Below are 24,420 nucleotides of genomic sequence, written 5' to 3'. Positions count from 1 at the left end.
AAGAAAAAAAGCCCGGCGATGCCGGGCTTTTTCGTGGGCGTTGCGCGAGCTTACTTGATCAGGCGCAGCGCGAACGGGTAGCGATACGCGACGCCTCCCTTGACCTTCAACGCCGCGATGATGCAGAGGATGAGTCCCGCCAGCCACAACGCCATGTAGAGCAGGCTACCCACCATCGCCAACTTGGGCGTCAACATGACCAGCACGAACGTCACCACCCACAGCGCGACAAACCCGATCGCCCATGTGATGGCCCAGTTGAGCGCCTCCGTCGTCTGGTCCTTGGCGAACGGCCCCTTCGTCTTGAATACGGCCCAGCCGACCGCCGCTCCGACGATACCCAGGAAAGCCGTAAGCAAGTAGGTGATCAACGCGGCACTGCGTTCTTCAGCTGAAACGTTGGAGTGGGACATGGAGTTCCTTGCGTGTGAGTTGGAAAGCGCGATGTCGTCGGGATGGATTCTCCATCCATGCCCCGCCGCGGCCGGGGATTCTATGGCACCGGTTTCCACTTGACACCTAACATTAAAAAAGCCCGGCAATGCCGGGCTTTTCCATGATCGGTACGCGTGACGCTTACTTGATCAGGCGCAGGGTGAACGGATAACGGTAGGCCTCGCCGTTGCTGGCCTTGATCGTGGCGATGATGGTGAGGACCAGCCACGCGATGCCCACCAGCACCATCAGGAAGAGGCCGATCACGACCAGCATCAGGATGGCGGAGATCACGAAGGCGATCGCCACGGTGATGTTGAAGTTGAGCGCTTCCTTGCCCTGGTCGTCGACGAAGGGCAGCGTGTCCTTCTTGATCAACCAGATCACCAGCGGGCCCAGCACGCTGCCGAACGGAATGATGACGCCGACGAGCGACGACAGGTGCGCGAAAAGCGCCCATTGCTTCTCTTCGGCGCTAGGGCTGCCCGACGGCGGCGGCGGTGCGGTGACGTTCTCGAATTCGCTCATGCAAGTTTCCCCGGAATGGATGCGGTGGTCGGGCCCCGCGGCTGCGCCGCAGGTGCCCCTCGGCAAGGATAACGGTAATCCGGGGCGGTTTCGGTCAGGGCGTTCCCCAACCCGCGCCCATCACTCACCTGCCACTGTCATCCGGCCGACCAGGACCGAGCCGATGGCCACGTGCGAGCGGCGGTCGACATCGGTGCCCACGGCCTCGATGCCCGCGAATATGTCCTTGAGGTTGCCGGCGATGGTGATGCCGTCGACCGGGTAGGCGATGGCGCCCGCCTCGACCCAGAAGCCGGCCGCGCCGCGCGAGTAGTCGCCGGTCACCCCATTCACGCCCTGCCCCATCAACTCGGTGACCAGCAGGCCGGTGCCCATGCCGGCGAGCAGTTCGTCGAACCCGCCCGCGTTTGCCTGCACCTGCAGGTTGTGGACGCCGCCGGCGTTGCCGGTGGTCTGCAGGCCCAGCTTGCGCGCCGAATAGCTCCCCAGCACGTAACGCTCCAGCACGCCGTTACGGATGATGTGCGAACGCCTCGTCGCCACGCCTTCCGCATCGAAAGCGGCCGAGCGCAGCCCATGCCGCATCAACGGCAGTTCTTCGATGGCGAACCAGTCCGGAAAGATCCGCTGGCCCACATGGTCCAGTAGGAAGCTGGCACGCCGGTACAGCGCACCACCGGACACGGCGCCAAGCAGATGGCCCACGAGCGAACGCGCGACCTCTGCGGAGAACAGCACCGGATGCTGGCCGGTGGCCAGCGAGCGTGGCTGCATGCGGGCCAGCGTGCGCTCGGCGGCCTTGCGGCCGATGACGTCCGGCGCCTCGAGCGCCAGGTGCGACAGCGCCGTGCTGTACCAGCCGTCGCGCTGCATGGCGTCGCCCTGCCCGGCGATCAGCGCGCAGCCGATGGTGTGCTGGGTTTCGCGCTCGCGACCGATGAACCCATGCGAGTTGGCGTACACGGACAGGCTTTCGCCGCTGCCGATCGAGGCACCGTCCGAGTTGGCGATGCGCGCGTCCAGGTCGCGGCCCGCAGTCTCGCAGGCGAGCGCCAGGTCCACGGCCTGGTCCATGTCCAGCGCCCACGGGTGCCACACGTCCAGGTCCGGGAACTCGCGCGCCATCAGCGCCGCGTCGGCCAGACCGGCAGCTTCGTCGTCCTCGGTGAAGCGCGCGATCGCGCAGGCTTGCGCCACCGTCGCCTCCAGGCTCTCTTCGCGCAGGTCGGCGGTGCTGGCGCTGCCCTTGCGCTGGCCGAAGTAGACGGTCACGCCGATGCCGCGGTCGCGGGTGGACTCCACCGTTTCCACGTCGCCCAACCGCACGTTGACGTTGAGGCCGGTCTCCTCGCTGCAGCTCACTTCGGCCTGGGTGGCGCCGGCCGCCTTCGCACGCGCCAGCAAGCGCTGGGAGAACGATTCCAGGCGTTCGAGCCTCGCGAGGCTGTCGTCGACGGGGGTCGGGAGGGTGGCGTTCAATGCTTTATCCTTGTGTCCTGTGATCCGCGCGGAGGCGCCGGATCGGTACCCTGGTCAGGCTCCCGCGCGATGCGGGAGCGAAAGAGAGGCTTCACCATGCGCGGACGCGACCCCGAAACCGGCGAATTCCTTGGCCCGAGCCGCACCCAGCAGCGGGGCGAAGCCCTGGAGATCCGCAGCCTGGCCGAGAAGCTGGTCGCGCTGCCGGCCGCGCAACTGGCGCGCCTGCCGATTCCCGAGGAGCTGATGCCGCATATCGTGGAAACGCAGCGCATCACCTCGCACATCGCCCACAAGCGCCAGCTGCAGTTCCTCGCCAAGCAGATGCGGCGCGAGGAAGACGAGGTGCTGGAAGCCATCCGCGATGCGATGGACGAAGGCGGCGAAGCCGCGCGCCGCGAGACGGCCCTGTTGCACCGTGCCGAACAGTGGCGCGACCGCCTGCTGTCCGGTGGCGACGACGCGCTGGCCGCGCTGCTGGAGGAATTCCCGACGGCGGACCGGCAGAAGCTTCGCCAGCTGGTGCGCAACGCCAATGACGAGCGCGCCAAGAACAAACCGCCGCGTGCGTTCCGCGAACTGTTCCGCGAGTTGCGTGAGCTGCTTGCCGAGGCGAGCGCGGTGCAGGACAGCGGCGAAGACGACGCGCATTAGCCCCTCTCCCGCCGGGAGAGGGGTTGGGGTGAGGGTGCGGCGGAGTCCGTGACGTGCGTGCCGCATGGACTCCGCCACGCCCTCATCCGCCCTGCGGGCACCCTCTCCCTGAAGGGGAAGGAGAGCATCGAACGGCTCACGCCTTCGTACCACCCACCGTCAAGCCTTCGATCAGCAACGACGGCTGGCCCACGCCCACCGGCACGCTCTGCCCGTCCTTGCCGCATACGCCCACACCGGCATCGAGCGCCAGGTCGTGGCCGACCATCTTCACCTTCTGCATCGTCTCGGGACCGTTGCCGATCAGCGTGGCGCCCTTCACTGGCGCGGTGATGCGGCCATCTTCGATCAGGTAGGCCTCGGTCGCCGAGAACACGTACTTGCCACTAGTGATGTCGACCTGGCCGCCGCCGAAGTTCACCGCGTACAGACCCTTCTTCACCGAGCGGATCATGTCCTCCGGATCGTGCTGCCCGGCCAGCATGTAGGTGTTGGTCATGCGCGGCATGGGCAGGTGCGCGAACGACTCGCGCCGACCGTTGCCGGTCGGGGCCACGCCCATCAGGCGCGCGTTGAGCGAATCCTGCATGTAGCCCACCAGCACGCCGTCCTCGATGAGCGTGGTGCAGTTCGTCGGCGTGCCTTCGTCGTCGATGTTGAGCGAACCACGACGACCCGGCAGCGTACCGTCGTCGACGATGGTGACGCCCTTCGACGCGACCTGCTCGCCGATACGCCCGGCATACACGCTGGTGCCCTTGCGATTGAAGTCGCCTTCCAGGCCGTGGCCCACGGCTTCGTGAAGCAGCACGCCGGGCCAGCCGCTGCCGAGCACCACCGGCATGATGCCGGCCGGTGCGTCGATCGCCTCCAGGTTCACCAGCGCCTGGCGCAACGCTTCGCGCGCGAGGTCTTCCGGCTTTCCGTCGGCGAACAGTTCCGCATAGCCGTAACGCCCGCCCATGCCGGCATAACCGGATTCGCGGCGCCCGTTCTGCTCCACGATCACCTGCACGTTGAGGCGCACCAACGGCCGCACGTCGGCGCCGAGCACGCCATCGCTGCGCGCCACCAGCACCGTATCGATGCCACCCGCCAGGCTGACCGTCACCTGCTTCACGCGCGGGTCGGCGGCACGCACGAAACGGTCCACCGCGCGCAGCGCTTCGACTTTGGCTTCATTGCCCATCGCGTCGATGGGGTCGTCGCTGGCATACAGCGCGCGGCCTTCGCTGCGCACCAGCGTGCGCGGTGCATGCGCGGCGCCGTCGCGGGCGATGGCGCGCGCCGATTTCGCCGCACCCAGCAGGGCCTGCGCATTGATGTCGTCGGAGTAGGCGAAGCCGGTCTTCTCGCCGGAGATCGCGCGCACGCCGACGCCCTGTTCGATGGAGTGGGCACCGTCTTTCACGATGCCGTCCTCGACCGTCCAGCTCTCGCGGCGCGCATGCTGGAAATAGAGGTCGCCGAAATCGACGCCGGGCCCCAGCAGGGTGCCGAACGCACGGTCCAGGCTGGACGAGGCCAGGCCGGCAGGCAGGAGGAGACGGGATTCGGCGAGAGCGATCGGCAGGGTCATGGACATCACAATGGGGGTGAGGGACGGCGACGGCAAGGACGGCCGCGCGTCGGGCCGGTTCAGGGTGCGCCGGCAGCGTCGGTGCGGTCGTCGTTGACGACGCGCGACTGCTCGCGGCCGACGACTTCGACCTTCGGCGATTTCCAGGGCCCGGTGACGCGGTAGGTCTTGGCACCCATTTCGGCCAGCGGCTTCTTCAACACCGCATTGGCCACCGCGCCCACCGCGGCACCGATCGGGCCACCGGCCACGGCACCCACGGCAGTGAGCACGTTGGCGGACTTGGGCTTCACGTCGACGGTCTGGTCGAAGCGTTCGCTGCGCAGGTCGGTATCGCCGCGGATCTGGATCTCGGCCGCGGGCCCGTCGATCACCAGGTTGTCGCTGCGCGCCAGGCCGCCGGCGATGCGGATGTCGCCATCGATGCGGTTGAACGCGAAGCCCTTGGAGAAGAAATCGCTGAAATCCAGCATCAGCCGGCGGCGCACTTCCGCCACGCTCAGCAGGCCCAGCACACGTCCCGCGCCCGGCTCCACTTCCAGCAAGTGGCCATCGCGCGCGGAAAGTTTCACGCTGCCTTCCAGCGAGGCCAGGCGGAATGCTGCCGGACTGCCGGGCCAGCCGGCCTGCGCGGTGATCTGCCCGTGGCCACCGCCGACGCGGTCGCCCAGTCCCAGGTCGTCAAGCAGCACGCCGAAGTTCTCGCTCTTCACGTCGGCGCTGAAGCGGGTGCGGGCCGCCTCGCCCAGGCCGGTCCACTGCCCGCTCACGTCGATGTGCTGGCCCGGTGAGCGCAGCTGCAGCTGGTCGATGTGCATGCCATCGGCCTGCTGGCGCGTACGCAGCTTGGCGGCACCGAGGCTCGCATCGCCGAAACGCAGGTCCTCGATGTCCAGCGACAGCGGTGGTATCCCGGCCGGATCGATATCGTCCGTCGCGCCTTGCGCGGCCGCAGCGGTGCCGCCGGTATCGGCGGCGGGCGCTTTTCGCCAGTGCACGCGGGCCAGCTTGCCGGCGATCGCCGCACCCTTCGCATCGGGCACGAGCAGTGCGCCGGACAGCGCGTCGCCATCCAGCGACACGGCCAGCGCCTGTTGCGCGGGCGCCAACTGCAGGCGTGTATCGGGGAACACCGAGCCGATCATCAGCAGGCGCTCGGCGGTGATGTCGATATGGCGCAGCGGCAGCGAGCCGCCTTCGCCGCCGCCCTTGGCCAGCGCAACCCACTCCATCGCATCCAGCGTGCCGGCGCGACCGGTGGCGATCAATCCGGACGCAGGCGCGGCGTCCTTCACCTCATCGCTGCCCAGCACCACGCGCACGCCGGTCTGGCCGTTGCTGGCGCGCGCGCGCAGTGCGAGCAGGTCGCCGAACGCCACGTCGATCTGCCCGCTGCCCATCGGCAGCGGCGCGCGCACCGTCGTCTGCAGCGGCGCCGTCGCCGCCTTGCGCAACGGTGCCGGCAGGCTCATCGCCGTGCCCACGAGGTCGGAGGTGAGGTTGAGCTGCGTGGGTGCTTCGGGCTTGCCCGTCGCAGTGCGCGGAATGTTCACGCCCACCGTCCACGACGAACGCCCGTCCATGTACGGCTTGAGCCAGGCCACTTCGGGCGCGCGGTCGAGCAGGCGGTCGGCGTCCACGACGGCGGTCAGGTCGGCTTCGAACGCCTGGTTGCGGTCGCGCGTGCCGCTGCCCGCGCGCAAGCCGAGCACGCCCGCCTGCCCGTCGTGCACGACCTGCAACGGTCCCGAGGCGAAGCCGCCGTCGTCGTAGCGCGCCTTGCCGCGGACGCTGTCGAACACCAGGTCCCAACGTTTCTCCGCCAGCTGCGCGCCCTTCAGCTCCACGGTGCCGGCGAGCTTCCTGCGCGCCTGCCCGTCGGCGTGCAGCGGTTGCAGCAGGTCGAACGTCGCCGCCACCGGACCTTTCGCCTGCAGGTGGTCGAGCGTGTCGCCGTAGGTCTTATGCAGCGGACTCTGCCGCAACATCGCGAGCAATTTGCCTGCGTCGGTGTCGGTGCGCGCGGTGATCTTCAGGTCGCCTGCGCCGAAATCGGCGATGCCTGCCTCGAAGGCGGGAATCGCGACCTCGGCCAGCACACCGCGGCCCTTCAACTGGAAGCCGTTGCCGATGAAGGCGATGTCGCCATGCACCTGTTCCACCTGCGGCCAGTCGTGCTGGAACTTGAACTGCCCGCCGTCGATATGCGCCACCGCTTCGAAACGGCCGTTCTGGCGGGTGAACGGCCAGTCGTCCAGATCGCCGGTCACGATCGCGCGGCCGTCGCGGACCGTGCCACCGACCAGCGCGCTGTTCAACCAGTCCACGGCCCCCTTGGACATCTTGTGGTGGATCCAGAAGCCTTTCGCCGCCGGCACCGGTGCATCGCCGAGATCGGCGGCCAGATCGATCCACGGCCGCGTGCCGTCGCCCTGGAACCACATGCCGCCACGCACATCGGCGGCGTAGTCCTTGCCCTGCACATGCAACGCGGGGGTGCCCACGCGCCAGCCCTGGCCTTCGCGCCAGCCCAGCAATTCGCCCTGCAGCCTGACGTCGTGCACCACCGCGAACCCGCTGGGCCAATCGAAGCGCATGCGCGACGCGGGGTCCAACTTCAGGCGGAAACCGGCCGCATCGCCATCGAAGTCGCCCGCGAGTCCGCTGAGCCCCGGCGCATCGCCGACGGCGGCGAAGGAGATGTCGCGCAGCGCGCCCTCGCCATGCACCACGCCATCGGGACGGCCCGCCAGCGCGAGCCGCGCGAGCCGTGCACCCGGCTTCGCCTGCACCAGCCAGCGGCGCAGGCCCGGATCGACCTTGTCGCTCAATCCCAGCACCGCGAACAACGGCGCGGCGTCCACTTCGTCGGCCAGCAGTGCGTACTGCGCGCCGCCGGCAAGCACCAGGCCATCCAGCGTCTGCACGGCCGGTGCACTGCCTGCGCGCAGGTGCGGCGCGTCGAGGCGCCAGCCACCCTGGACGAGTCGCCAGCGCATGCGACCTTCCAACTGATCGAACGCCACGCGCGTCGGCGTCGCGGAGGCCGGCAGCGGCGCACCCCGCAGGCCGACCTGGCGCAATTGCGCGTCGGCCGTCACCAGCACGACGCGATGCCGCCGCAATTCGGTCCACGCACGCACGCGGCCGTTGCCGCGCTCGGCCACCACGCCGGCGTAGCGCAGCAAGGGCGCCCAGGCGCCGATGTCATCGGCCACGACGTCGAGATAGGCGCGGCCATCCCCGGCCTTGCGATCGAAATCCACCGCGACGTTGAGCGGCGCCGCATCCTTGCGGATCCAGGCGCGCGTGCCCGCACGCACGCGGTCGCCCTGCACGCGCAGGCGAAGGTCGATGTCCGGCACCTGGATATCCCAGCCCAGCGACGGCGCCACGATGGCGAGCCGACCGTCGATCACTTGCAATTCGCCCAACCCTTCCAGGCTCTGCAACGGATCGTCGCCGGCCTGCTGCTGGCCCGGCAGACCGCGCACCGACCATTTGCCGTCGTCGCCGCGCTGCAGCGTCAACGCCAGCCCGCGCAACCTCAATTCGGTGAACGAACGCCCCGGCAGCAGCCCGCCGTACATCGACACCAGCACTTCCGCCTGGCCGATGCGCACGCCGGCGTCGCCTTCGCCCAGGCGCAGGCCGTCGAGCTGCAGCAGCGGCCCGCGTCGCGTCCACTGCGTCTTGACCGCATCGAAGGCCACCGGCCGGCCGGCCCGCTCACTGAGCCACGCGGCGATGCGATCCGGGTGGCGTTCGGCCAGCGGCAACACCTGGCTGGCGACGCCGAGCACCACGGCCATGCACACGAGCACGACCGCGATGCCGTAGACGGCACCCCGGCGGGCCAGGCGCAGGCGGCGGCGCAGCGGCGTGGGCATCAGGCGTGCGCCCCGCTCCGTGCGTCAGAGCAGCACGACATCGAACTGCTCCTGCAGATACTGTTCGTCCGCCTGGAAGCGTATCGACTTGCCGAGGAATTCCTCCAGCTCGGCCACCGCCGCCGATTCCTCGTCGGTGATCCGCGCCACCACTTTCGGCGACGCGATCACCAGCAGGCGGGCCGCCTCGAACTGGCGTACCGCGCGGGTGATCTCGCGGAAGATTTCGTAGGTGACGGTCTCGGCGGTCTTGATGCTGCCGCGACCGCTGCATTCCGGACACGGCTCGGACAACTGGCGCGCCAGGCTTTCCACCGTGCGCTTGCGCGTCATCTCCACCAGGCCCAACGGCGAGAACTCGTAAACCGTGGTCTTGGCATGGTCCTTCGCCAGCGACTTCTCCAGCGTGCGCAGCACCTGGCGACGATGCTCCGGATCGGTCATGTCGATGAAGTCGATGATGATGATGCCGCCCAGGTTGCGCAGCCGGAGCTGGCGCGCGACCGCCTGCGCAGCCTCCAGATTGGTGCGGTAGACGGTTTCCTCGAGGTTGCGCTGGCCGAGGAACGATCCGGTGTTCACGTCGACCGTCGTCATCGCCTCGGTCTGGTCGATCACCAGGTAACCGCCCGACTTCAACGGCACCTGCTTGTCCAGCGCGCGGCCGATCTCGTCCTCGACGCCGTACAGGTCGAAGATGGGGCGCTCGCCGGCATAGAGTTCGATGCGTTCGGCCAGCACCGGCATGTACTTGGCCACGAAGGCCTGCAGCCGCTCGTGGGTTTCTTTCGAATCGACCTTCACCTTCTCCACGTCCTTGCGGATCAGGTCGCGCACGGCGCGCAGCGGCAGGCTGAGGTCTTCGTAGAGGATGCTGCACGACGGCGATTCGCGGCCGCGGCGCTCGACCACGTTCCAGACGCGCGAGAGATACGCGATGTCCTCGGCGAGCGCTTCGGCCGGCTGGCCCTCGGCATTGGTGCGGATGATGTAGCCGTGGCCGCCGTGCAGACCGGCCAGTTCGGTGACGACCTGCTTGAGGCGATGGCGCTCGGCTTCGTCCTCGATGCGCGCGGACACGCCGATCACCTTGGATTGCGGCAGCAGCACCAGGTAGCGCGACGGGATGCTGATCTGCGTGGTCAGGCGCGCGCCCTTGCTGCCGATCGGGTCCTTCACCACCTGCACGACGATGTCCTGCCCGTCGCGCAGCAGGTCCATGATCGGCGCCGGCGGCGGCGCGGGCATCGGTGCGTCTTCGCCTTCGATCACGGCGCCGGGCGAGGACCGCACGATGTCGTTGGCGTGCAGGAATGCCGCGCGTTCCAGCCCGACTTCGACGAACGCGGCCTGCATGCCCGGCATCACCCGCTGCACCTTGCCCTTGTAGATGTTGCCCACCACGCCACGACGCCAGCCGCGCTCGATGTGCAGCTCCTGCAGCATGCCGTTTTCGATCACCGCGACGCGGGTCTCGCGCGGGGTGACGTTGACCAGGATTTCTTCCGACATCGGGGTCCTTCCCTCAGGCTGTAGCGTGGGCGGCGGTCGCCGACGACGGATGGATGCCGAATTCGCGCAGCAGCTTCGCGGTCTCGTGCAGGGGCAGGCCCATCACCGCCGAGTAGCTGCCCGCCAGGCGGGTGACGAACTGTTCGGCGCGCCCCTGGATACCGTAGGCGCCGGCCTTGCCCATCGCTTCGCCACTGGCGACGTAGGCCGCGATGTCGGCATCGTCCAACTCGGCGAAGCTGACGTCCGTGACGACCAGGGCCTGCGCTTCGCGGCCGGCACTGACCACCGACACCGCGGAGACGGCCTGGTGGGTACGGCCGGACAGCCGACGCAGCATGGCGGCGGCCTCCGCTTCGTCGGCAGGCTTGCCGAACACCTCGTCGCCCAGGATGACCTCGGTGTCCGCCCCCAGCACGACCGCGCCGGGCGTGGCCACGACCTTGAGCAGGCCGGCCCCCGCCTTCTCACGGGCGACGCGGCGCACGTAGTCGATGGCCGGTTCGCCAGGCTGGCGGTGCTCGGGGATGTCGAGGTCGATCCGGCCGAACGCGAGCCCCAGGCGGGTCAGCAGTTCGGCACGGCGCGGGGATTGGGAGGCCAGGTAGAGCATCGAAGAAGAATAACCCGCGGCACCTGACTGAATGGGTCCTGATGCGGGGCGGGAATCGCTAACCCTGCCGTAGATCACGACCCGTTCATGTCATCGTGAACACCCTTGCGCGTCGACAACGACCGGGTGCTCCATCACCCGAATCACGAAAAGGAGATCCCATGCGTCTGCCCCTGATCCGCCCCCTGCTGCTCGCCCTCACCCTGTCCCTGGGAACCACTGCCGCCATGACCAGCCACGCCCAGACCGCTCCCGCCTACGCGATCCCGTCCGACGGCACCCTGCTCAACGTGTCGGCGCAGGCCGAGGCCTCGCGCGTGCCGGACATCGCCACGATCTCCGCCGGCGTCGTCACCCAGGCCGTGGACGGCAATACCGCCATGCGCCAGAACAGCGAGCAGATGGCCAAGGTGGTCGCGGCCATCAAGGCCGCCGGCATCGCCGACAAGGACGTGCAGACCAGCGGGATCAGCCTCAACCCGCAGTACCGCTACGCCGAAAACGAAGCCCCGAAGATCACCGGCTACCAGGCCAACAACACGGTCAGCGTGAAGGTCCGCGACATCGCCAAGCTGGGCAAGGTACTGGACGCGCTGGCCGGCGTGGGCGCCAACCAGATCAACGGCCCGAGCTTCGAGATCGACAACCCGGAACCGGTCTACGACGAGGCCCGCCTGGCCGCGCTGAAGAAGGCCCAGGGCCGTGCCGAGACCTATGCGAAGTCGCTGGGCCTGAAGGTGCGCCGGATCGTCAGCATTTCCGAGGGCAGTGGCGGCTTCCGCCCGGTCCCGATGATGGCCATGGCCAAGATGGAAGCCCGCGACGCCAGCGGCGCGCCGCCGGTCTCGCCGGGCGAAACCACGGTCTCGGTCAACCTGGACGTGGTGTTCGAACTGGGCAAGTAAGGCCGGCCTCGCGGCACCCGCAGACGGCGCCCTCCGGGGCGCCGTTTTCGTTGCTGGCTGACCATCCCGGTCTACGCCCAAGGTCGAAGCCCTTCCCCCTTGCGGCCAACGTGCGGGGGAGTACAGTCTGGGCTTGCGGCGCGGGGACGTTGCAACCCCACTCTTCGCGGCCGAGCGTTGTTCCGTTCACAGCCCTCAGGAGGTGGATCATGGTTCGCGCACTACCCCACGGTTCCGACACCCGCATCGACATCGGCCGCATCGCCGCCATCGCGGCCGCCATCGCGGTCCACGCCGTCGCCCTCCTGATGCTGCTCGCGCCCATGGCCGCGCCGCAGCTGCAACCGGTCGTCAAACCCAAGATCGAGGTCCGCTGGATCCAGAAAGATCCGCCGCCTGAGATCGTCGAGATCAAGGAGCAGCAGGTCATCAAGCACGTCGAGCCGCAGCCGGTGACCACGCCGACGCCCACCACGATCACCCCGACGGTCGATACCTCCGTGATCGTCGAAGGCGGCAGCGAACCGGTCGTCGAGCAGTCCGTGGTCGACGCCGGTGACATCACCGGCCCGGTCGTGAGCGGTCCGCTGCCTTCGGCGACGCTGGAATACGTCCGCGCCACCTCGCCGCGGTATCCAAGCAACGAGTTGCGCAACGGCGTGCAGGGCACGGTGATGCTGCGCGTGCTGGTCGATGTCGATGGAGCGCCGGTCAGCGTGACCGTGGAGAGCAGCAGCGGCAACCGCAACCTGGACAAAGCGGCGCTCCAGCACGTGCTGAAGACCTGGCGCTTCAAGCCGGCCATGCAGAACGGGCAGGCGGTGCAGGCTTACGGTCTGGTACCGATCGCCTTCAGCCTGCAGTGATCCTTCGCGCATGAAGGAAAAAGCCCGCCGGAAGGCGGACTTTTTCTTGGGGTTCCCACAATGCACCACCGCATCAGGCGCGGTGATAGGGATGGTTCGCCAGCATCGCCGCCGCGCGGTAGACCTGTTCGGCCACCACTAGCCGCACCAGCATGTGCGGCAGCGTCAGCGGACTGAGCGACCATTTCTCGTGCGCCGCGGCGACCACATCGGGCGCATGGCCTTCCGGCCCGCCGATCAACAGCGCGATATCGCGCCCCAGTGTGCGCCAGTGCTCCAGCCGCTGCGCGAGCTGTTCCGACGAATAAGGCTTCCCGGTGACTTCCAGCGCGACGATGTGGGCGTTCTTCGGCAGCGCTGCGAGCACGCGCTTGCCTTCGTCCTCGATCGCGCGTTGCGGATCGCGGCCCTTGCCACGCAGGCCAGGCTCGATCTCGACCAGCTCGAACGGGAGCCAGTGCGACAACCGCTTCTGGTATTCGGCGAATCCCTGGGCGACCCAACTGGGCGCGCGCTCGCCGGTGGCGATGAGACGACATTTCATGGCGTCATGATAGCGGGCGCCGGAAACGACGAAGGCGCCCTCGGGCGCCTTCGCTTCAACGTTCGGTCGAACCGGTCAGAGACGCGATTCGTCGGCGGTCTCGACGTCTTCCGGCGGCTGGTCGCCGACCGTCCACAGGCGCTCCAGCGCGTAGAACTCGCGCACGCGGGGCAGCATGACGTGGACGATGACGTCGCCCAGGTCCACGAGCACCCATTCGGCCTCGCGCTCGCCTTCCACGCCCAGCGGCATGACATCCAGTTTCTTGGCGAACTTCACCACCTCGTCGGCGATCGACTTCACATGGCGCGTCGACGTGCCGGAAGCGATGACGAGGTAATCGGCGACGCTGGACTTGCCGCGCACGTCGATCTCAACGACATCCTTGGCTTTCAGCTCCTGGACCGCGGCGTGCACCGTGGCGAGCAGATCCGGCAGGGCCGGGGGCGGGCTGGGCAGGCGGGTCTTGATGACGTGGGCTTGGCTGGACAAAGGCTTGGTGGCTCCGGAGGTACGGCCGCGATTATAGCGGACCGGGCCCGGCCGCCTGGCCAAGGTAGAGCCTTTCGTCGGCGATGGCCTCCGCCACGCGCGCGGGCACGAGGTGCCGCCAGGCCTGCCCCGCCGCGATCCGGCGCCGGATTTCGGTGGCCGATTCGGGTTGCAGCGGGTGGCTCAGCCGGTAGACCAACCCGGCGGGTACGTCGCCCAGCACCTCAGGCGAGGACGTCCAGCGCGACGCCAGCACGTCGGCCAGCTCGCCCGGCAGATCCACATCCAACGGACTTCCCGGCCGGTCGGCGACGATGAAATGGGTGAGCCCGAACAACGTCCGCCACTCCCGCCACGTGGGCAACCCGAGCAGGCTGTCGGCCCCGATCAACAAGGCCAGCGGCACGGCGTCCCCCGACTCGGCGCGCAGTTCGCGCAGCGTGTCGATGGTGTAGGAGCGGGCTTCCGGCAGGCGTTCGGCCCGGAGGAGTTCACGACGATCCACGCGCAGGCCGGCTTCGTCCTGCACCGCGAGGTCGAGCAGTCGCGCGCGCTGCACGGCGCTCGCGCCCGGCGGGGCCCGGTGCGGCGGGTCCGCGGCGGGCATCAGGCGCACCGGCACGCTCAGTTCATCCCGCGCGGCGCGCGCGATGGCCAGGTGTCCGTTGTGGATGGGGTCGAACGTGCCGCCGTAGAAGAGCTGCAGCATCCCGCGCGCCCGTCAGGCCACCAGCAGGCGCACGGCCTTGGCCTCGGCGATGGCCAGCAACAGGCGCTCCAGCGCCACCCAGGCATCGCCGTCGCCGCGACCCTTCGCGGTGCGGTCGATCTTCGAGGCTTCGGCGACGAAGCGGTCCCAGCGTGCGGGCGAGGCATGCCGCTGCAGCGCGCGCTTGAACGGCGCCTGTTTCGCTTCCCAGATGCCCTGCGCCTTCATTTCGGCCGCGAGATTGCCGCCACCGGCCTGCACGCGCGCCAGCGAGGCGGTACGCAGCAGTTCCTTGACGATCATCGGCATCAGGCCGGCGACCACGTCGCCCTCGGCGCGCAGGCCGGCGAGGATGCGCGACACCTGTGCGCCCTGCCCGGCCAACACGGCGTCGGTCAGGCGGAACACGTCGTAGCGCGCGGCATTGGCGACCAGCGCCTCCATGCGGCCGGCATCCAGCGGCTGTCCGTCGCTGAGGAGCGCCAGCTTGTCGATCTCCTGCGCGGCCGCTAGCAGGTTGCCCTCGACGCGTTCGGCCAGCAGTTGCACGGCGTCGCGATCGGCACGCAGGCCCTTGCTGCGCAGGCGACTCTCGATCCAGCCCGGCAGCTCGTGCGGCTTGATGGCCCACGCCACCGCGACCACGCCGATGCGGGCGATGGCATCGCTCCACTTGCCCTGGTAGGCCTTGCCCCATTCGCCCGCCGTGATCAGCAGCACCACATCCGGCGGCGGGTTCGCGCAGAAGGCGCTGATGACCTCGGCGCCCTCCTTGCCTGGCTTGCCGCCCGGCAGGCGCACTTCCACCAGCCGGCGCGCACTGAACAGACTGGGTGCGTTGAAGCTCGCATCGAGCTGGCCCCAGTCGAAGTCGCGACCGTCGGCATCGAACACCTCGCGCTCGCCGATGCCCTGCGCCCTCGCTTGCGCGCGCACGGCGTCGGCGGCTTCCAGCACGCGCAGGATCTCGGGACCCGCGATCAGGTAGACCGGATGCAACGGCTCGGACGCGCCACGCGCGGCCAGCTGTTCCGGCTTGAGTTCCATCAGGGCGCCGCGGTCACCGGACCGGAACGCACCACGCCGTCCACGCGGCGCAGGATCGACGCCGCCATCTCGCGCCGGAGTTCTTCCGCCAGCACTTCGCGTTCGGTGGTCGTGCCGGTCGCGTCCTGTGGCGGCGACACGTAGTCGCGCGACAGTTCGACCACCTGCTGCGGCACCAGGTCGGTGCCGTCGGCCTTGCTGAAAGCGAATACCACCGCGTAGCGCAGGCTGAACTCCTGCGCACGGCCGAACTGGTCCACGGCGATGGGCAGGTCGCCCCAACGCTCGGACAGGATGCGCAACGTAGCCACCTGCTCATCCGCCGCGGTCGCGTCCTGTTCCTCGCCGATCTGAGCTGCCAGCGTGGCGCCGGCGGCCTGCAGGCCGCGCGAGAGACTGGTGACCAACGGACTGTAGGACGTCGAAGCGCCCACCACCCTGACCGGCCCCAGGTCTGCTGGCAGCGCGATCTGGTTGCGCAGGTGGAAGCCGCAACCGGCGAGCAGGACCAGGGCGGCGAGGAGCAACGGCAGGCGGAATCGGGTCATGGGCGAAGTCTGGACGAGGCCGTCATGGGCGGCAATAGCGTAGCCCGCCCGCAGGTGAACACGGAGGCAAGGCGCCGCCGGCGCCCGTCCTCAGCCCGCGACGATGTTGACGATCTTGCCCGGCACCACGATGACCTTGCGGATTGCCTGACCCTCAAGGAACTTGGCGGTGTTCGGCTCGGCCTTGGCCAGGGACTCGACCAGGTCGCGCGGTGCGTCCGCCGCCACGTCGATGGTGCCGCGCAACTTGCCGTTGACCTGCACGGCCAGCGTCACCGTGTCGCGCACCAGCGCATCGACATCGACCTGCGGGAACGGCTGGTCTTCGATCAGCGTCTCGACATGGCCCAGCGCCTGCCACAGCGCGTGGCTGGCGTGCGGGGTGATCGGGTTCAGCAGCAGCACCGCGGCCTCAAGCGCCTCCTGGCGCACGGCGCGGCCCTGCGGGGAGGCGTCGTCGAACTTGCCCAGCAGGTTGGACAACTCCATCACCGCCGCGATCGCCGTGTTGAAGCTGTGGCGCTTGCCGTAATCGTTGCCGACCTTGTCGATGGTTTCGTGGGTCTTGCGGCGCACGGCCTTCTGGTCGGCGCCCAACGCGGCCACGTCCAGGGCCGACGACGGACCATCGGCGGCATGCTTCTGCACCTGCGCCCACAGGCGGCGCAGGAAGCGCGCCATGCCTTCCACGCCGGCCTCGTTCCACTCCAGCGATTGCTCGGGCGGCGCAGCGAACATCGAGAACAGGCGGACGGTGTCCGCGCCGAACTTGTCGACCATCGATTGCGGGTCGACGCCGTTGTTCTTCGACTTCGACATCTTCTCGACCGCGCCGATCTTCACCGGCTGGCCGTCGGACTTCAGCGTGGCGCCGACCACGCGCGCCTTGTCGTCGCGCTGGACTTCCACGTCGATGGGGTTGATCCAGTCCTTCGAACCATCGGCGTTGTCGCGGTAGAACGTCTCGGCGATCACCATGCCCTGCGTCAGCAGGTTGGTCGCCGGCTCGTCGCTGTCCACCAGTCGGGCGTCGCGCAGGAGCTTGTGGTAGAAGCGGAAGTACATCAGGTGCAGGATCGCGTGCTCGATGCCGCCGATGTACTGGTCCACCGGCAACCAGTAGTTGCCGCGCTTGTCGACCATGTCCTTCGCGCCCGGCGAGGTGTAGCGCGCGTAGTACCAGCTCGACTCCATGAACGTGTCGAAGGTATCGGTCTCGCGCTCGGCGGCCGCGCCGCACTGCGGGCACTTCGTCTTGCGCCATTCTGGATCGGCCTTGATCGGCGACTTCACGCCGTCCAGGGTCACGTTCTCCGGCAGCACGACGGGCAGGTCCGAATCCGGCACCGGCACCGCGCCGCAGGCGTCGCAATAGATCACCGGGATCGGGCAGCCCCAGTAGCGCTGGCGGCTGACGCCCCAGTCGCGCAGGCGGTAGTTGACCCGGCGCTGGCCCTGGCCCTTGCGCTCGAAGCGCTCGGCCAGCGCCTCGAACGCGCCGCGGTAATCCAGGCCATCGAACTCGCCCGAGTTGACCAGTTCCAGGTCGTCGCGCGTCTTGTCGCTGTACCAGTCGCGCCACGTGGTGGCGTCGTAGGTCTTCTCTTCGTCGTTCTTCGGCGCCTTGAGCGCAATCACCTGGCGGATCGGCAGCGCGTACTTGGTGGCGAACTCGAAGTCGCGCTCGTCGTGCCCGGGCACGGCCATCACCGCGCCGGTGCCGTAGCCCATCAGCACGAAGTTGGCGACCCACACCGGGATCCTGTCGCCGGTGACCGGATGCACGGCCACCAGGCCGGTATCCATGCCGCGCTTTTCCTGGGTCTCCAGTTCCGCTTCGGACACGCCGCCCTGCTTGAGTTCGGCCAGGAACGCGGCAAGCACGGGATTCGATGCGGCGGCCTTCTGCGCCAGCGCGTGCTCGCCCGCGATCGACACGAAGGTCACGCCCATCAGCGTGTCGGGACGCGTGGTGAACACCGTCAGCGGCTCGTGGCCGTCGACGGCGAACTGGATCTCCAGGCCTTCCGACCGGCCGATCCAGTTGCGCTGCATGGTCTTGACGGCATCGGGCCAGCCCGGCAGGTCATCCAGGCCGTCGAGCAATTCCTGGGCGTAGTCGGTGATGCGCAGGAACCACTGCGGAATCTCGCGCTTCTCCACGACAGCACCAGAGCGCCATCCCTTGCCGTCGATCACCTGTTCGTTGGCCAGCACGGTCTGGTCGACCGGATCCCAGTTCACCACCGAGTTCTTGCGGTAGGCCAGGCCCTTGCGCAGCAGGCGCGTGAACATGCGCTGCTCATGCACGTAGTACTCCGGCCGGCAGGTCGCGAACTCGCGCGACCAGTCGATCGCGTAGCCCAGCGACTTCAGCTGGCTGCGCATATGGTCGATGTTGGCGTAGGTCCACTTGGCCGGCGCGGTCTTGTTCTTGATCGCGGCGTTCTCGGCCGGCAGGCCGAACGCGTCCCAGCCCATCGGCTGCAGCACGTTGTGGCCGGTCATGCGCTTGTAGCGGCTGATCACGTCGCCGATGGTGTAGTTGCGCACGTGGCCCATGTGCAGCGCACCCGACGGGTACGGCAGCATGGACAGGCAGTAATACTTCGGCTTGTCCGACCGCTCGTCGACCTCGAAGGCGCGCCGGGCCTCCCAGAAGGACTGGGCCTGGGACTCGACGGATTTCGGATCGTAGGAAACGGGTTCGGCGGCGGTGGACATGGTGGCGTGCGGCGACGGCTACGGCAAAGCCGCCAAGGGTACCGCAGCGCACCATGGCCCGCCATGGCACCGGTTAGCATGAGGGGGGTCGAAACCGGGGATTCCAGATGAACAGAACCGTCCTTGCCCTCGCCGTGGCCGCCTGCGGCTTGTCGGCCAGCCTGTCCGCCATCGCCGCCGCGCCCGCGACGCTGGCCCTGCATTGCGAACGGGTGTTCGACGCCCGCAGCGGCAAGGTGCTGGGCGAGCACACCATCCTGGTCCGCGACGGCCGGATCGCCGATGTCATTCCCGGCCGCGCCAAGCTGGCCGATGCCGAATCGATCGTCCTGGCGGATCACACCTGCACACCGGGCTGGACCGACCTGCACGTCCATCTGGACGGCGAATCCAGCCCGCAGAGCTATTCGGAGGGCTTCCGCCTGGATCCGGTGGATTTCGCCTATCGCTCGGTGGGCTACGCCGAAAAGACCCTGATGGCCGGCTTCACCAGCGTGCGCGACCTCGGGGGTGAGGTGACGCTGCATCTGCGCGACGCCGTGAACCAGGGCACGGTGAAGGGCCCGCGCATCTTCGCCGCGGGCACGTCGATCGCCACCACCGGCGGCCATGCCGACCCCACCAACGGCTTCAACACCCATCTGGCACACCTGATGGGCCCGCCCGGCCCGACCGAAGGCGTCATCAACTCGATCGACGACGCACGCCAGGCCGTGCGCCAGCGCTACAAGGACGGCAGCGACGTCATCAAGATCACCGCCACCGGCGGCGTGCTGAGCTACGCCAAGTCCGGCGACGCGCCGCAGTTCACCGTCGAGGAGGTGAAGGCCATCGTCGACACCGCGCGCGACTACGGCTTCCGCGTCGCGGCGCATGCGCACGGCAAGGAGGGCATGAAGCGCGCCATCCTCGGCGGCGTCACCAGCATCGAACATGGCACCTACATGGACGACGAGGTGATGCGGCTGATGAAGCAGCACGGCACCTGGTACGTGCCCACGATCTCGGCCGGCCGCTTCGTCGCCGAGAAGGCGAAGATCGACGGCTATTTCCCCGCCGTGGTGCGGCCGAAGGCGCAACGCATTGGCGCGCTGATCCAGGAAACCGCCGGCAAGGCCTACCGCAACGGCGTGAAGATCGCCTTCGGCACCGACATGGGCGTGGGGCCGCACGGCGACAACGCGCGCGAGTTCGTCTACATGGTCGAAGCAGGCATGCCTGCCGCCTACGCGCTGCAGGCGGCGACCATCCGCGCGGCAGAGGTGCTGGGCGTGGACGACCAGGGCGTGATCGAAGCCGGCAAGCGCGCGGACATCGTCGCCGTGCCGGGCAATCCGGTGGACGACATCAACGCCGTGCTGAAGGTCGATTTCGTGATGAAGGACGGCAAGGTCTATCGCCAGCCGTGAGCGGTCGCACGGCCTGGCAGCGGACTACCGTCTCCAGGCCGCCACGCACATCCACAGCAGCCACGCGGCATAACCCAGCCGCTGCGCGATGCCTGCCGGCATCAACGCGACCGCGATCAGCGCACTGAACAGCACGATCACGGCGGCGATCACGCTCGCCGTCACGGCGGGACGCCACCCGGTCCGCCCACGCATGCCGAAGGCGAACAGCACTGCGCCGGGCACGAACGCCACCCACCACAGCAGCCACGCCGTCGCATGCAGGCTGCTGGCGTGGTTGTGCAGGTCGCCGGGATCCAGCGGCAACACGCCCAGGCCGATGAAACCCAATGCGGACAGCAGCAGGAACTGCGCGCCCACGCGGGCAGGCCACCCTGTGCCGGCAGGCAGCCGATGGCGCAGGTCCAGCGCCACGAGGGCGGCGAGCGCGCCGGTCAGCATGAAGCCGAGCAGATTGAAGCCGAGCGCGTGCGGCACGCCTTTCGCGCCAAGGACCGCGACCGGGTGCCAGACCTGCGAGTAGCCGGACAGCGCCATTCCGAAACCGCACACCGCCGCGGCAAACACGATTGCCGCCGAAAGTCCGCTCCATCGCCATGCCCTGCTCATGCTTCCTCCCACCGGAACACCTGCTCGATCCCCACACCGAATGCCCGCGCAATGCGGAACGCCAGCTCCAACGACGGCGCATAGCGCCCGGCCTCCAGCGCGATGATGGTCTGCCGGGTCACCCCGCAGGCATCGGCGAGGGCCTGCTGGGTCATTTCGCCCCGTTCGAAACGCAGGCGACGGATGTCGTTGGCGACGGGCGTGCCGGTCATGCGGTCCCCCGCCGGTCGCGCCAGTACATCACCGCCGTCGCGACGTACTCGCACAGCCAGCCCCACATCAGCGCGAACACCAGCAGGTTCGCGATCATGAAAGGGGTCGCCCATGCCAGGCGCTCGACCGGCGAGAAGGCCAGCATCAGCGCCAGTCCGATGATGCAGGCGATCAGCGCACCCCGCCCCCAGCCGGCGGCCTGCTTTTCGATGTCGCGATCACGCTCGTCTTCCTGCACGCGCCCCTTCCAGCGCGCGCCGAGCACGCCGGACAGCACGCTCCACGCCACCAGCAACAGCACTAGGTTCCGGCCCACCGCCGAGGCATCCGGGTTTTCCCGCAAGGGCGCAGCGGAGAAGACATCCGCGTGGGCGAGGAAGTAGCCCGTCGCCGCCAGCATGAACGCCACGCCGATCCAGGCCCGCCATTCGCCCGGCGACAGTCCGCGCTCGGCTTCGCCCTGCGGCATCCGCGAGATGGCGTACAGCGCGGCCCATGCCACCAGCACCAGCGTCGCGGTGCCCGCCTTGCCCAGGTCGAACCCCATCAGGGTCGACGGACCCGCCAGCAGGGCCCAGAACGCAAGTAGCCCCACCACCAGCAATCCCAGCCATCCCCCACGCCGCCATGCCATGACGTATCCTCCACCGCACAATATGTAATTTATACATTACATTCAACCCAACTCATGTCAAGTGCTTTTTACATCTCCTTGTATCCTGCGTCCCGCGCCACCATGTGAACGCGACTCCCCGTAGCCACGAACCTGCCCGATGAGCGAGCTGCCCCACGTTTTCGACGCCACCACCGAGACCTTCGAGGCCGACGTCCTGCGCAAATCGCTGGACGTGCCGGTACTGGTGGATTTCTGGGCCACGTGGTGCGGCCCGTGCAAGACCCTGGGGCCGATCCTCGAGAAGCTCGCCGGCGAGTACAACGGCGCCTTCGTGCTGGCCAAGGTCGATGTCGACAAGGAGCAGCAGATCGCGGCCGCCTTCCAGATCCGTTCCGTCCCGACGGTCTTCCTGGTCCAGGGCGGGCAGATCGTGGATGGCTTTCCCGGCGCCCTGCCCGAAGGCCAGCTGCGCGAGTTCCTCGCGTCGCACGGCGTCGTGCCGGCCGAGGGCGGCCCGATCGAGGAAGAACTGGCACCCCTGGATCCCCAGGCCCAGGTCGCCGCGCTGCGCGAGGCCATCAGCGCCGAGCCCGACAAGGAAGAGCTCAAGCTGGACCTGGTGCTCGCGCTGCTGAAGACCGGCGAAGCCTCCGAGGCCGAGCGCCTGCTGGATGCGTTGCCGGCCAATCTCGCGACCGACGACCGCGCCGTGAAGGCGCGCGCGCGCTTGGGCTTCGCGGCGGCGCTGAAGGACGCGCCGTCGCCCGAGGCCCTTCGGAATGCCGTCCAGGCCGATCCGGACGACCTGCGCTCACGCCACCTGCTGGGCGTGCATGCACTGGTCGCTGGCGAGTCGGAACCAGCGCTCGAGCAGTTCCTCGAGATGCTGAAGCGCGATCGCACCTACGAGGAGGGGCTCGCCCGCAAGAGCCTGATCGACGCGTTTCGGGTGATCGAGGATGACGCCCTCGTCAGCCAGTACCGCCGGAAAATGTCCTCTCTGCTGTTCTGATCGCCGACACCTATCGTACCGACCCCTTGCACGCGCAGTACCCATGAAACCCACTACCCTGCGGCACGTCTTCAACGTCTGGCCGCCGTTCCTGCTCAGCGGCATCCACGTCACCGAAATGGCCCACGACTGGAGTTTCGCGCGCGTCGAACTGCGCATGCGGCCCTGGAATCGCAACTACGTGGGCACGCATTTCGGCGGCAGCCTGTTCGCCATGACCGATCCGTTCTGGATGATCCTGGCCAAGGAGCGCCTGGGACCGGATTACTACGTCTGGGACAAGGCCGCCGAGATCGAATTCGTGAAGCCCGGCAAGGGCACGCTGCACGCCGAATTCCGCCTGGACGAGCGCGTACTGCAGGAGATCCGTGCCGAAGCGGCCAACGGACAGAAGCACCTGCGCTGGATGCCCGCGGACGTCTTCAACGCCCAGAACGAAGTCGTCGCGCGCGTGCGCAAGCAGATCTACGTGCGCCTGAAGCCCGAGGCGCGGACGGCAGCCGGCTGAGCCCTGGACGGCGCCACGGCGTTCCATCGATGGCGCTACAGCCGCAGCCTCGCGGCGGCCTACAATAGACGCATGCCCCCCGACCATCCCCCGCACCGCGCCTCGGTGCAGAAACTCTTCATCACCGGCCTGCTGACCCTGCTGCCTATCTGGCTGACCTGGGTCGTCATCAAGTTCGTCTTCGTCCTCCTGTCGGACATCAGCAAGCCGTGGGTGGAGCCGCTGTCGCACCGCATCGCGGCGACGTTCCCGCAGTCGCTGGGCTGGTTCAACGGCCTGTGGGTGCAGAACACGATCGCGATGGTCGCCACGCTGTTCGTGATCCTGGCGGTTGGCGCGCTGACGCGCCGCGTCGTCGGGCAACGGCTGCTGCGCTGGTTCGAGGCGCTGATCGCGCGGGTGCCGCTGGCCAACGTCATCTATACCAGCGCACGCAAGCTGCTGGACATGCTGGAGACCAAGCCCGGCAGCACGCAGCGCGTGGTGCTGATCGACTTCCCTCACCGGGACATGAAATCGGTCGGCCTCGTCACCCGCGTGATGCGCGAGGAAGGCAGCGGTCGCGAACTGGCCGCGGTCTACGTTCCCACCACGCCGAATCCCACCTCCGGCTACCTGGAAATCGTGCCGGTCGAGCTGCTCACGCCGACCGATTGGACGGTGGACCAGGCGATGAGCTTCATCATCTCCGGCGGCGCCGTGGCGCCCGACGCGATGCCCTTCACCCGCGCAGGGGATCGCTGACCGATGAACGCACCGCGCACGCTGGACGATCGCGCGGTCCGTCTCTTCATCGTGCTGGCGGCGGTGTTCTGCGCGAACGCAGTGCTTGCCGAGTTCATCGGCGTCAAGATCTTCGCCCTGGAAGACACGCTCGGCATCGCGCCGCTGGAATGGAACCTGTTCGGCCAGACCGGCTCGCTCAGCTTCACGGCAGGCACGCTGCTGTGGCCGTTCGTGTTCATCCTGACCGACACCATCAACGAGTTCTTCGGCAAGCGCGGCGTGCGCTTCATCTCGTGGTTGGCGGTGGCGCTGATCGTCTATGGCTTTCTCTTCGCCTTCGCCGCCATCGCGCTGGCGCCGGCAGGCTGGTGGGTGGAGGCGGCGCAGGCGCAGGGCGTGCCGGACTACCAGAAGGCCTTCGCCGCGATTTTCGGCCAGGGCATGTGGACCATCGCCGGCTCGGTGGTGGCCTTCCTGGTCGGGCAGCTGATCGATGTCTCCGTGTTCCATCGCATCCGCGAGGCCACCGGCGAACGCTGGGTATGGCTGCGCGCCACCGGCTCCACCGCGATCTCGCAACTGGTGGACAGCTTCGTGGTGATCTACATCGCCTTCGTGCTGGGGCCGCAGAAGTGGCCGACATCCCTCTTCCTCGCCGTCAGCACGGTGAACTACGCCTACAAGATGCTGGCTGCCATCGCGTTGATCCCGCTGTTGTACCTGATGCGCCACGGTATCCGCCTCTACCTGGGGCGAGACCGCGAGCAGGCGCTGCGCGACGAAGCGGCGGCGGACTGACCCC

24 protein-coding genes are annotated in these 24,420 nt (G+C 68.3%); 8 read left to right on the top strand and 16 right to left on the bottom strand.

The features are described from left to right. Positions 1 to 50: 50 nt before the first annotated feature. The 3 genes from ASD72_RS02105 to pmbA form a co-directional block, all read right to left on the bottom strand. Positions 51 to 413, bottom strand: coding sequence for a DUF4870 domain-containing protein (locus tag ASD72_RS02105; RefSeq protein ID WP_081420076.1), 363 nt, complete (start codon positions 411 to 413; stop codon positions 51 to 53). 163 nt (positions 414 to 576) lie between these two features. Beyond that, positions 577 to 963, bottom strand: a complete 387-nt coding sequence (locus ASD72_RS02100) for a DUF4870 domain-containing protein (RefSeq protein ID WP_056878298.1) — start codon at positions 961 to 963, stop codon at positions 577 to 579. A 120-nt stretch (positions 964 to 1,083) separates the two neighbouring features. Next, entirely contained in the window at positions 1,084 to 2,442 is a 1,359-nt protein-coding gene (gene pmbA, locus ASD72_RS02095; protein ID WP_056878297.1) for a metalloprotease PmbA, read from the bottom strand. 96 nt (positions 2,443 to 2,538) lie between these two features. Here pmbA and yjgA point away from each other — a divergent pair, with 96 nt between their 5' ends. Then, complete coding sequence (gene yjgA, locus ASD72_RS02090) at positions 2,539 to 3,096, top strand: ribosome biogenesis factor YjgA (RefSeq protein ID WP_056878296.1); 558 nt, start codon at positions 2,539 to 2,541, stop codon at positions 3,094 to 3,096. 136 nt (positions 3,097 to 3,232) lie between these two features. Here the strand turns inward: yjgA and tldD are convergent, their stop codons facing one another. From tldD to ASD72_RS02070, 4 genes are read right to left on the bottom strand one after another with little or no spacing between them, the layout of a single operon-like run. Next, complete coding sequence (gene tldD / locus ASD72_RS02085; RefSeq protein WP_056878485.1) at positions 3,233 to 4,675, bottom strand: metalloprotease TldD; 1,443 nt, start codon at positions 4,673 to 4,675, stop codon at positions 3,233 to 3,235. Positions 4,676 to 4,734: 59 nt separating this feature from the next. Further along, positions 4,735 to 8,565 (bottom strand): YhdP family protein, encoded by a 3,831-nt coding sequence (locus tag ASD72_RS02080; protein WP_056878295.1) that lies wholly within the window; start codon positions 8,563 to 8,565, stop codon positions 4,735 to 4,737. A gap of 24 nt (positions 8,566 to 8,589) precedes the next feature. Beyond that, entirely contained in the window at positions 8,590 to 10,077 is a 1,488-nt protein-coding gene (gene rng / locus ASD72_RS02075) for a ribonuclease G (protein WP_056878294.1), read from the bottom strand. Between the two features lie 13 nt (positions 10,078 to 10,090). After that, on the bottom strand, positions 10,091 to 10,690 hold the full coding sequence (locus ASD72_RS02070) for a Maf family nucleotide pyrophosphatase (protein ID WP_056878293.1): 600 nt from the start codon (positions 10,688 to 10,690) through the stop codon (positions 10,091 to 10,093). 161 nt (positions 10,691 to 10,851) lie between these two features. On the opposite strand from ASD72_RS02070, the gene ASD72_RS02065 reads away from it, so the two are divergent. Next, positions 10,852 to 11,595, top strand: a complete 744-nt coding sequence (locus tag ASD72_RS02065) for an SIMPL domain-containing protein (RefSeq protein WP_056878292.1) — start codon at positions 10,852 to 10,854, stop codon at positions 11,593 to 11,595. 209 nt (positions 11,596 to 11,804) lie between these two features. Next, positions 11,805 to 12,461: an energy transducer TonB gene (locus tag ASD72_RS02060; RefSeq protein WP_056878291.1), complete on the top strand. Its 657-nt coding sequence runs from the start codon at positions 11,805 to 11,807 to the stop codon at positions 12,459 to 12,461. 73 nt (positions 12,462 to 12,534) lie between these two features. Here the strand turns inward: ASD72_RS02060 and rlmH are convergent, their stop codons facing one another. From rlmH to leuS, 6 genes are all read right to left on the bottom strand, one after another. Next, positions 12,535 to 13,005, bottom strand: a complete 471-nt coding sequence (gene rlmH, locus ASD72_RS02055) for a 23S rRNA (pseudouridine(1915)-N(3))-methyltransferase RlmH (RefSeq protein WP_056878290.1) — start codon at positions 13,003 to 13,005, stop codon at positions 12,535 to 12,537. A gap of 75 nt (positions 13,006 to 13,080) precedes the next feature. After that, positions 13,081 to 13,497: a ribosome silencing factor gene (gene rsfS / locus ASD72_RS02050; protein WP_056878289.1), complete on the bottom strand. Its 417-nt coding sequence runs from the start codon at positions 13,495 to 13,497 to the stop codon at positions 13,081 to 13,083. A 31-nt stretch (positions 13,498 to 13,528) separates the two neighbouring features. Further along, a complete protein-coding gene (nadD, locus tag ASD72_RS02045) occupies positions 13,529 to 14,206 on the bottom strand; it encodes a nicotinate-nucleotide adenylyltransferase (RefSeq protein WP_056878288.1) in 678 nt (225 codons plus the stop codon). Positions 14,207 to 14,218: 12 nt separating this feature from the next. After that, complete coding sequence (gene holA, locus ASD72_RS02040; protein WP_056878287.1) at positions 14,219 to 15,253, bottom strand: DNA polymerase III subunit delta; 1,035 nt, start codon at positions 15,251 to 15,253, stop codon at positions 14,219 to 14,221. Beyond that, the gene (lptE, locus tag ASD72_RS02035) at positions 15,253 to 15,801 is read right to left on the bottom strand and encodes an LPS assembly lipoprotein LptE (RefSeq protein ID WP_056878286.1); all 549 of its coding nucleotides are present in this window, start codon (positions 15,799 to 15,801) and stop codon (positions 15,253 to 15,255) included. The genes holA and lptE overlap by 1 nt, the downstream gene beginning before the upstream one ends. A 90-nt stretch (positions 15,802 to 15,891) precedes the next feature. Beyond that, the gene (gene leuS / locus ASD72_RS02030) at positions 15,892 to 18,525 is read right to left on the bottom strand and encodes a leucine--tRNA ligase (protein ID WP_056878285.1); all 2,634 of its coding nucleotides are present in this window, start codon (positions 18,523 to 18,525) and stop codon (positions 15,892 to 15,894) included. Between the two features lie 107 nt (positions 18,526 to 18,632). Here leuS and ASD72_RS02025 point away from each other — a divergent pair, with 107 nt between their 5' ends. Continuing rightward, positions 18,633 to 19,934, top strand: coding sequence for an amidohydrolase family protein (locus tag ASD72_RS02025; RefSeq protein ID WP_056878284.1), 1,302 nt, complete (start codon positions 18,633 to 18,635; stop codon positions 19,932 to 19,934). A 24-nt stretch (positions 19,935 to 19,958) separates the two neighbouring features. On the opposite strand, the gene ASD72_RS02020 is transcribed toward ASD72_RS02025, so the two are convergent. Genes ASD72_RS02020 through ASD72_RS02010 form a run of 3 tightly spaced genes read right to left on the bottom strand, consistent with a single transcriptional unit; the run spans position 19,959 to position 21,390 of the window. Then, positions 19,959 to 20,543, bottom strand: coding sequence for a DUF998 domain-containing protein (locus ASD72_RS02020; RefSeq protein ID WP_056878283.1), 585 nt, complete (start codon positions 20,541 to 20,543; stop codon positions 19,959 to 19,961). Further along, positions 20,540 to 20,755, bottom strand: coding sequence for a helix-turn-helix transcriptional regulator (locus tag ASD72_RS02015; RefSeq protein WP_056878282.1), 216 nt, complete (start codon positions 20,753 to 20,755; stop codon positions 20,540 to 20,542). Before ASD72_RS02015 ends, ASD72_RS02020 begins: the two co-directional genes overlap by 4 nt. Continuing rightward, on the bottom strand, positions 20,752 to 21,390 hold the full coding sequence (locus ASD72_RS02010; protein WP_155944418.1) for a hypothetical protein: 639 nt from the start codon (positions 21,388 to 21,390) through the stop codon (positions 20,752 to 20,754). Before ASD72_RS02010 ends, ASD72_RS02015 begins: the two co-directional genes overlap by 4 nt. Before the next feature lie 139 nt (positions 21,391 to 21,529). Between ASD72_RS02010 and trxA the strand changes: the two genes are divergently transcribed. From trxA to ASD72_RS01990, 4 genes are all read left to right on the top strand, one after another. After that, on the top strand, positions 21,530 to 22,384 hold the full coding sequence (gene trxA / locus ASD72_RS02005) for a thioredoxin (protein WP_056878280.1): 855 nt from the start codon (positions 21,530 to 21,532) through the stop codon (positions 22,382 to 22,384). A 43-nt stretch (positions 22,385 to 22,427) separates the two neighbouring features. Next, the gene (locus tag ASD72_RS02000; protein ID WP_056878279.1) at positions 22,428 to 22,892 is read left to right on the top strand and encodes a DUF4442 domain-containing protein; all 465 of its coding nucleotides are present in this window, start codon (positions 22,428 to 22,430) and stop codon (positions 22,890 to 22,892) included. 72 nt (positions 22,893 to 22,964) lie between these two features. Then, on the top strand, positions 22,965 to 23,636 hold the full coding sequence (locus ASD72_RS01995; protein WP_056878278.1) for a DUF502 domain-containing protein: 672 nt from the start codon (positions 22,965 to 22,967) through the stop codon (positions 23,634 to 23,636). Positions 23,637 to 23,639: 3 nt separating this feature from the next. Beyond that, positions 23,640 to 24,416 (top strand): queuosine precursor transporter, encoded by a 777-nt coding sequence (locus ASD72_RS01990; RefSeq protein ID WP_056878277.1) that lies wholly within the window; start codon positions 23,640 to 23,642, stop codon positions 24,414 to 24,416. The last annotated feature ends 4 nt before the right edge of the window (positions 24,417 to 24,420 follow it).

Origin of the sequence: Pseudoxanthomonas sp. Root630 (genome assembly GCF_001427585.1) — a bacterium.
Taxonomy (GTDB): Bacteria; Pseudomonadota; Gammaproteobacteria; order Xanthomonadales; family Xanthomonadaceae; genus Pseudoxanthomonas_A.
Note: the sequence above shows the minus strand (reverse complement) of the source record. Positions and strands in the feature narration are given on the sequence as shown.

Coding starts and splice junctions, on each gene's coding strand:
- ASD72_RS02105 (WP_081420076.1), bottom strand. CDS start 413: ATGTCCCACTCCAACGTTTCAGCTGAAGAACGCAGTGCCGCGTTGATC.
- ASD72_RS02100 (WP_056878298.1), bottom strand. CDS start 963: ATGAGCGAATTCGAGAACGTCACCGCACCGCCGCCGCCGTCGGGCAGC.
- yjgA (WP_056878296.1), top strand. CDS start 2,539: ATGCGCGGACGCGACCCCGAAACCGGCGAATTCCTTGGCCCGAGCCGC.
- tldD (WP_056878485.1), bottom strand. CDS start 4,675: ATGACCCTGCCGATCGCTCTCGCCGAATCCCGTCTCCTCCTGCCTGCC.
- ASD72_RS02080 (WP_056878295.1), bottom strand. CDS start 8,565: ATGCCCACGCCGCTGCGCCGCCGCCTGCGCCTGGCCCGCCGGGGTGCC.
- rng (WP_056878294.1), bottom strand. CDS start 10,077: ATGTCGGAAGAAATCCTGGTCAACGTCACCCCGCGCGAGACCCGCGTC.
- ASD72_RS02070 (WP_056878293.1), bottom strand. CDS start 10,690: ATGCTCTACCTGGCCTCCCAATCCCCGCGCCGTGCCGAACTGCTGACC.
- ASD72_RS02065 (WP_056878292.1), top strand. CDS start 10,852: ATGCGTCTGCCCCTGATCCGCCCCCTGCTGCTCGCCCTCACCCTGTCC.
- ASD72_RS02060 (WP_056878291.1), top strand. CDS start 11,805: ATGGTTCGCGCACTACCCCACGGTTCCGACACCCGCATCGACATCGGC.
- rlmH (WP_056878290.1), bottom strand. CDS start 13,005: ATGAAATGTCGTCTCATCGCCACCGGCGAGCGCGCGCCCAGTTGGGTC.
- nadD (WP_056878288.1), bottom strand. CDS start 14,206: ATGCTGCAGCTCTTCTACGGCGGCACGTTCGACCCCATCCACAACGGA.
- holA (WP_056878287.1), bottom strand. CDS start 15,253: ATGGAACTCAAGCCGGAACAGCTGGCCGCGCGTGGCGCGTCCGAGCCG.
- lptE (WP_056878286.1), bottom strand. CDS start 15,801: ATGACCCGATTCCGCCTGCCGTTGCTCCTCGCCGCCCTGGTCCTGCTC.
- leuS (WP_056878285.1), bottom strand. CDS start 18,525: ATGTCCACCGCCGCCGAACCCGTTTCCTACGATCCGAAATCCGTCGAG.
- ASD72_RS02025 (WP_056878284.1), top strand. CDS start 18,633: ATGAACAGAACCGTCCTTGCCCTCGCCGTGGCCGCCTGCGGCTTGTCG.
- ASD72_RS02020 (WP_056878283.1), bottom strand. CDS start 20,543: ATGAGCAGGGCATGGCGATGGAGCGGACTTTCGGCGGCAATCGTGTTT.
- ASD72_RS02015 (WP_056878282.1), bottom strand. CDS start 20,755: ATGACCGGCACGCCCGTCGCCAACGACATCCGTCGCCTGCGTTTCGAA.
- ASD72_RS02010 (WP_155944418.1), bottom strand. CDS start 21,390: ATGGCATGGCGGCGTGGGGGATGGCTGGGATTGCTGGTGGTGGGGCTA.
- trxA (WP_056878280.1), top strand. CDS start 21,530: ATGAGCGAGCTGCCCCACGTTTTCGACGCCACCACCGAGACCTTCGAG.
- ASD72_RS02000 (WP_056878279.1), top strand. CDS start 22,428: ATGAAACCCACTACCCTGCGGCACGTCTTCAACGTCTGGCCGCCGTTC.
- ASD72_RS01995 (WP_056878278.1), top strand. CDS start 22,965: ATGCCCCCCGACCATCCCCCGCACCGCGCCTCGGTGCAGAAACTCTTC.
- ASD72_RS01990 (WP_056878277.1), top strand. CDS start 23,640: ATGAACGCACCGCGCACGCTGGACGATCGCGCGGTCCGTCTCTTCATC.